The 6,185-nt window shown below is 73.0% G+C and carries 5 protein-coding genes; 2 read left to right on the top strand and 3 right to left on the bottom strand.

Going from position 1 to position 6,185, the window contains the following annotated elements:
* The coding region (locus AB0B89_RS34185; protein WP_358561205.1) for a hotdog fold domain-containing protein at window positions 1–442 on the top strand (442 nt) is incomplete at its 5' end.
* Between the two features lie 236 nt (window positions 443–678).
* Window positions 679–2,313 (top strand): ribosomal protection-like ABC-F family protein, encoded by a 1,635-nt coding sequence (abc-f, locus tag AB0B89_RS34180; protein ID WP_358561202.1) that lies wholly within the window; start codon window positions 679–681, stop codon window positions 2,311–2,313.
* On the opposite strand, the gene AB0B89_RS34175 is transcribed toward abc-f, so the two are convergent.
* The 3 genes from AB0B89_RS34175 to AB0B89_RS34165 all read right to left on the bottom strand — a co-directional run.
* Window positions 2,272–2,610: a hypothetical protein gene (locus tag AB0B89_RS34175; protein ID WP_358561199.1), complete on the bottom strand. Its 339-nt coding sequence runs from the start codon at window positions 2,608–2,610 to the stop codon at window positions 2,272–2,274. The genes abc-f and AB0B89_RS34175 overlap by 42 nt on opposite strands.
* Before the next feature lie 110 nt (window positions 2,611–2,720).
* Complete coding sequence (locus tag AB0B89_RS34170) at window positions 2,721–4,571, bottom strand: hypothetical protein (RefSeq protein WP_358561197.1); 1,851 nt, start codon at window positions 4,569–4,571, stop codon at window positions 2,721–2,723.
* The coding region (locus AB0B89_RS34165; RefSeq protein ID WP_358561194.1) for a hypothetical protein at window positions 4,571–6,185 on the bottom strand (1,615 nt) is incomplete at its 5' end. The genes AB0B89_RS34170 and AB0B89_RS34165, both read right to left, overlap by 1 nt.

Here is a 6,185-nt window from a genome sequence, read left to right as displayed (position 1 = left end):
CCCCGACGACCGGAGACCACAGCCGCGCGGCCAGCCCCTGGAACAGGATCGAGGCCGCGACCCGGCGCTCGCCTGCGGCCTCCGCAACCCGGGTGACGGACTGCGGATCTTCCCGGGTCCCGTCGAGGGCACCGATCTGATCGCGGCCGGCTGGCGGGTCCCGATGACCATCACCGACGAGGACGGTGTCGTCCCTGACGCCCTCGTCTGGGCCGCGCTCGACTGCCCCACGGGCTGGGCCCACGCGGGCTCCGGCGGGCCGGGCCTGCTGGGACGCATAACGGCGCAGGTCTTCCGGCGCGTGTACCCCAACGGTACGTACTCGGTCGTGGCGCGCGCCACGGGACGTGAAGGCCGCAAGCTCTTCGGCCAGAGCGCCGTGTACGAGACCGACGGCACCCTGGTCGCCGCCGCGAAGGCCACCTGGATCGTGCCCGCCTGAGACGGGCGCCGGGCCGTCCGCGAGCGCGTGGGCGGCCTTCGGCTGGTAGCGTAGCCAGGCGGTAATGGCGAAACGGAGCATGACATGGCAGGCGACGACGACATCTCCGGGTGATCCCGGATCCCATGGCCATCGGTGACGCGCCCCTCGCGCGGCCGCCGGTTGGCGATGTCCTCGTGTCCTGACCATGTCGCCGGGCGGGCTGCGCCGTGCCGGCCGAAAGCGGAAGCGATTCGATGTCCGACGCCCAGATCGTTGTTTCCAACCTGTCCTTTTCCTGGCCCGACGACACCCCGGTGTTCCAGGACCTCTCGTTCACCGTCACGGCGGGACACACCGGCCTGGTGGCGCCCAACGGCGCCGGCAAGAGCACACTGCTCAGGCTGATCGCCGGCGCGCTTCGCCCGGCCTCGGGCTCGGTCACGGCCGAGGGGGTGGTGGGTTACCTGCCCCAGACACTGCCGCTGGCCGGTGACCTGACCGTGGCCGAGGTCCTGGGGATCGCTCCGGTGATCAGGGCACTGGACGCCATCGAGTCCGGAGACGCGAGCGCGGAGCACTTCACCACGATCGGCAACGACTGGGACATCGAGGAGCGCACCCGTGCCCAGTTGGACCGGCTCGGGCTCGGGGACGTCTCCCTCACCCGGCGCCTGCGCACCCTCAGCGGCGGCCAGGTCGTCTCCCTCGGCCTGGCGGGACAGCTGCTGAGGCGGCCCGACGTCCTGCTGCTCGACGAGCCGACCAACAACCTCGACCTCGACGCACGCCACAAGCTCTACGGCGTGCTCCAGGACTGGAACGGCTGCCTGCTTCTCGTCAGCCACGACCGGGCACTGCTCGACCGCATGGACCGCATCGCCGAGCTCGACCGGGGCGAGGTCAGGTCCTACGGCGGGAACTTCGCCGCCTACGAGGAGGCCGTGCGCGCCGCGCGGGAGGTCGCCGAGAAGAACGTCCGCGACGCCGAGCAGGAGGTCAAGCGGGAGAAGCGGGAGATGCGGCAGGCCCGGGAGCGGGCCGAGCGCCGGGCGGGAAACGCCGCCCGCAACCTCAAGAGCGCCGGCCTGCCGAAGATCTTCGCCGGGACGATGAAGCGGCGCGCGCAGGAGTCGGCGGGAAGGTCGGACGAGACGCACGCCGCGCGGCTCAGCGAGGCCAGGTCCCGGCTCGACGAGGCGGGCCGCACCCTGCGCGACGAGCAGAAGATCGCGCTCGAACTGCCCGATACCAGCGTGCCGGCCGGGCGCACGGTCTTCCTCGGCGAGCGGATACAGGTGCGCTACGGCGAGCGTGCCCTGTTCGCGGGGGAGGGCGCCGACCTGACCATCCGCGGGCCCGAGCGCATCGCCCTGACCGGCCCGAACGGTGTCGGCAAGTCCACCCTGCTGCGCGTGATCAGCGGCGATCTGGAGCCGGAGGCCGGTGAGACCAGGCGGGCCGACGGCCGGGTCGCCTACCTGTCCCAACGGCTGGACCTGCTGGACCTCGACCGCACCGTCGTGGAGAATCTGGCGGCGTTCGCGCCCGGGATGCCGGAGTCGCGGCGGATGCATCTGCTCGCCCGCTTCCTGTTCCGGGGAGCCCGCGTCCACCTCCCGGCCCGGGTGCTGTCCGGCGGAGAGCGGCTGCGCGCCACCCTGGCCTGCGTCCTTTCCGCGGAACCGGCGCCGCAGCTGCTTCTGCTGGACGAGCCGACGAACAATCTCGATCTGGTCAGCGTGGCCCAGCTTGAAGGCGCACTGCGGTCATACCAGGGCGCGTTCGTGGTGGTCAGCCACGACGAGCGGTTCCTCGCCGAGATCGGGATCGGCCGCCGGCTCCGGCTGTCAGAGGGCCGCCTGCTCGAAACCGGCGTTCCCGGCGCGTGAGGAGACCCCCGGCCCCTGAGTACCAGGGCCGGGGGTCTCCTCCTGGCCGAACGCGATCACGATGTACCTGCCGTTGGCGTAGCTGACCACGGGCCGCTGGAGCATGTCACCCACCCGGCGGGCGACCGCCTGGAACAGGTCCACCATCTCCTGGGTGTCGGCACTCACCCTGAACCGCCCCTTCTCAAGGAGCGTCTGGGCGACGTACGGGGCGAAGTTCGCCTCGCTCCGGACCTTTTCCTCCGCGCTGAGAGGGGTGTGCCGGGGCGCGGGCTGTGTGCTGAAGGGGTGGGTCATCGCTGCTCTCCTCGTGATCGCCGTCGGTCCAGCATTCCATCCGCGCCTCGCCTTTGGACTCATTACCGACCATGTGGGAGTCGCCAAACTGGACGAACGGGAAGAATGCGCTAAACGGTTACGTAGCCCTTGAGCAGGGAGACCGCACGCAGGGTGAGCAGGGCCAGGGCGGCGGCGGCGAGCAGGGCCGAGGTGCCGAAGATCACCCAGCGGAAGAGCCGGTAGGTGATAGGCGCCCTTCCTTCGCCGCCCCTGCCGGGCGTCCACGGGGGGCGCAGGTCGGCCATGCCGAGATCGGTGTCGTCGCCCGGGCCGGGAGCGCCGTCCCGGCTCGCGCTGTCGTCTCCGTCCGCGCCTCGGGGGCCGTCCCGGCTCGTGTCGCCGTCCCGGCCCGCGTCAGTGCGCCCGCTCTGCGGTACGCCGTCCGGCGACGGCCCGTTCGCCACGGGCAGGCCGGTGAGCCAGGCCAGCAGGCGGCCGATGGCGGCGTCGTCCGCCGGGAGGCCGGAGGCGAGGTACCGCACCTCGCCTGCCGTCCTGGCCAGGTCGCGGATCATGTTGCCGAGGCCGACGCCGTCGAACCAGGCGGGCAGCCGGTCGGCGTCGCGGCCGACGTCGGTCCCGCGGAGCAGGTCGGCCTTGGTGACCACCACGGCGACCCGCTTCTGCCGCCCGCCGTCCGCGCGCGCGGCGAGCTCGTTCCTGACCCGCTGGAAGGTGTCGGAGGGATCCTCGGCGGACAGCACGACACCGGCGGCTTCGAGGGACTGCCGTTCGGCGGCCGACAGGCTCTCCTGCACCAGCGGGAGGGCGAACGGGTCGACCACGATGAGCATCGCCTCGCCGTGCGCCAGGTAGCTCATCGCCTCGACCCGCGTCGCCCCGGTGAAGCCCTCGCCGGAGGGGTCGAAGAGGTACAGGATGCGGTTCCCGCTGCGGGTCCTCGCGCCGGGCAGCGTGATGTCCACCATCGTCGCGGACGGCGCCGCGGTCGTGGTCTTGGACACCTTGCCCAGCCGCAGCTCCCGGCGGAACCGGGCGAAGGCCATCTCGTCGCCCTGGACCACGAAGCCGGCGCGGCCCCGCGCGTCCTTCACCACGCCGTGGAGGGCGTTGATCGCGAGCACCATGAACGTCGTCTTGCCCGCGTCGGGCCCGCCGACGAACGGCAGGGGCTCGATCCTGGCGCGGCCGATCCGGTGGGGCAGCGCGCGTTCGCAGTTCGGGCAGTACGCCTGGAGGCGGAAGCGGCCGAGCACGATGGCGGTGGGCAGCCGCGTGCCGCACCGGCACACGTGCCGGAACGCCCCGTCGCGGTTCGGGGTCAGGCGCCTGTGCCGCTCGCCGCAGGTGGGGCAGGCGTACTCGGGCAGGGCGATCCGGGCGTAGCACCCGGGGTGCGGGCAGGTCTGCAGGATCCGCCGTGCCCGCATGAAGATCTGCTCAAGGCCGAGCAGCAGCAGCGCGCAGATGACCCACGCCAGCGTCCCGGCCGCGACCACCAGCGCGTACGCGGAGGTGAACGCCAGCCCGACGGCCCCGAGCGGGATCACGGCCAGCGCGACCCCGGCCACGACGGCGAGCCAGACGGGGAGCAGGAAGAAGCCCTGGACGTTCGTCATGAGCCGCCGCGTCACCGTGCTCAGGACCGTCCTGGCGGCCTCGCCGATGGCGGGGACGGCGGACCGGAGGATCTGCCACCAGTCCAGCGAAACCTGGCTGAAGAGGTAATGCCGGTAGGCCGGGTCCCGCTCGCCCCCTGCCGCTCCGGGGACCGCCGGGGACGCCCCGTCCGCCGTCGCGGGCAGCAGTACCCGCCCGGCACGCAGGAAGTACTGGCCGGCCCCCACCAGCGTGGCCGCCACCAAGGTCAGCACGCCCACGATCGGGAAGACGTAGAGGAACCCGAAGTACATGCACGCGACCCACAACGCGATCAGGAACGCCACAGCGATCGGCATCAGCGGGGCTCGCGTTTCCAGGGGGGGCCGCGTCGTCCCTTGGCCATGTCCCTCAGCCCGGCCGCCAGCTCGCCGTCGTGCTTGAAGTGCGACTCCACCGAGCCGAACAGCGACCAGCTGCTGAGCCGCGACCGCGCCCAGGCGTCCAGGTCGGGTACGGTCTCCGCCGCCAGGTGGAGCCGGACCGCCACCTCCAGCAGGGCCACCTGCTCGTCGCGGCCCCTGCGGCCGTCCAGCCAGGCGCGCGACAGCCCGGCGCGCCCGGCCGGGGGCGACTCCTTGATGACCTCGGCCCTGAACCTCGGGTCCCGCCGGGTCAGGGCACGCGCGGCGAAGGCCGTCGCCTCGCGGAGCAGTTCCTCGTCGGCCTCAGGGCCGAGGCCCTCCAGCCGCTGGAGCAACGCCGCCGCGTCCTTGGGGCGGGCCGCCTCGCCGACCCCGGCCGACAGGAGCACCACCTCGGCGTCCGTGGCGGGATAGCCGGGCACCGTGTCGCGCACCAGCTCGGCGAGCCGGACGAGGCCGGGGTCCTCCAGCCCCGCCGCCAGGAACGTACGGATGGGCAGGTCGCTGAGGTGGGGGGAGGCGCTCATGGCGGTGCCGAGCCGGCCGACCAGGGCCGCGCACTCGGCGGTGCCGGGCGGCGTCTCCCAGACGGTCAGCAGGGCCGCGTCGCGTTCCTCCGTCATGTCGTCCCGTACGCCGGAGCCCAGCCTGATCAGCTTCACGGTGGCGTCGACCCGCGAGATCCGCTCGCGCCGGAGCTGGGAGAGCACGACCGCCGTCCCGGTGCGCGGCGCGTGCGGCAGGTCGCGCGACTCCAGATGCCCGCACACCGCGTCCGACAGCATGCTGTGGCGGATCGCGGCCTGCGACTCCTCGATCCCGTGGACCGCCCCGTCGAGCGCCGCCTCGCGAAGGTCCGCCGGCAACCGTTCGAGCAGCACCCCAAGATCGCCCCTGCCGTCGCGGACCAGCGCGCGCGTGGCGCTCGCGAGGTCGGACGCGGCGACGGGCGCGCCGACCGCGTAGGCGGTGCTCGCGGCGTGCGCGAGCTCGTCCAGGTCACGGGCGGCGGCGAGCGCGCGTACGGCCTCGCGGCGGAGCGCGTCCCGCGTGTCCTGTCGCTTCACGGGCCGGGGCGGGGGCAGGCCGGGGTCGCGCAGGGCCAGTATGGCGCACCGCGCGGCACAGCGTTCGGAGGTGTCGATCGGCGCGAGGTCGCGTACGGCCGAGGCGAGCGCGAAGCCCATCTGGCCGGACATCCGCCCGAGATCGTGCCACAGCCACTCGGGCATGTCCGCGGACAGGATCCGGGCGATCGCCGCCTGTTCCTCGGCGGTCACGCTCGGATCCCCCCGGCAGAACGCCAGCAGCGCCGCGCCCGTCTCCGGATCGAACCCCTTCGCGCCGTCGCGTCCAGGTTCCAGCTCGCTGATCGCGTCGATTCCCGCCAGGTCCGACCGTCGCCAGCAGCCGGTCACCGTACGGGCGAATCGGCCGAGAGAGGGATGCGCGTCCGAGCGCGTGTCCAGCCGTACGACGGCGGCGTCGAGGTCGGACGGCATCCAGACGTCCGGGGTCGTGCCCACGATCACGTACGGGGCGCTCGCG

This window comes from Sphaerisporangium sp. NPDC049002, from assembly GCF_040649355.1.
Taxonomy (GTDB): Bacteria; Actinomycetota; Actinomycetes; order Streptosporangiales; family Streptosporangiaceae; genus Sphaerisporangium.
Note: the sequence above shows the minus strand (reverse complement) of the source record. Positions and strands in the feature narration are given on the sequence as shown.

Excerpts from the sequence above, each read along its gene's own strand:
- abc-f (WP_358561202.1), top strand. The coding sequence starts at position 679 with ATGTCCGACGCCCAGATCGTTGTTTCCAACCTGTCCTTTTCCTGGCCC.
- AB0B89_RS34175 (WP_358561199.1), bottom strand. The coding sequence starts at position 2,610 with ATGACCCACCCCTTCAGCACACAGCCCGCGCCCCGGCACACCCCTCTC.
- AB0B89_RS34170 (WP_358561197.1), bottom strand. The coding sequence starts at position 4,571 with ATGCCGATCGCTGTGGCGTTCCTGATCGCGTTGTGGGTCGCGTGCATG.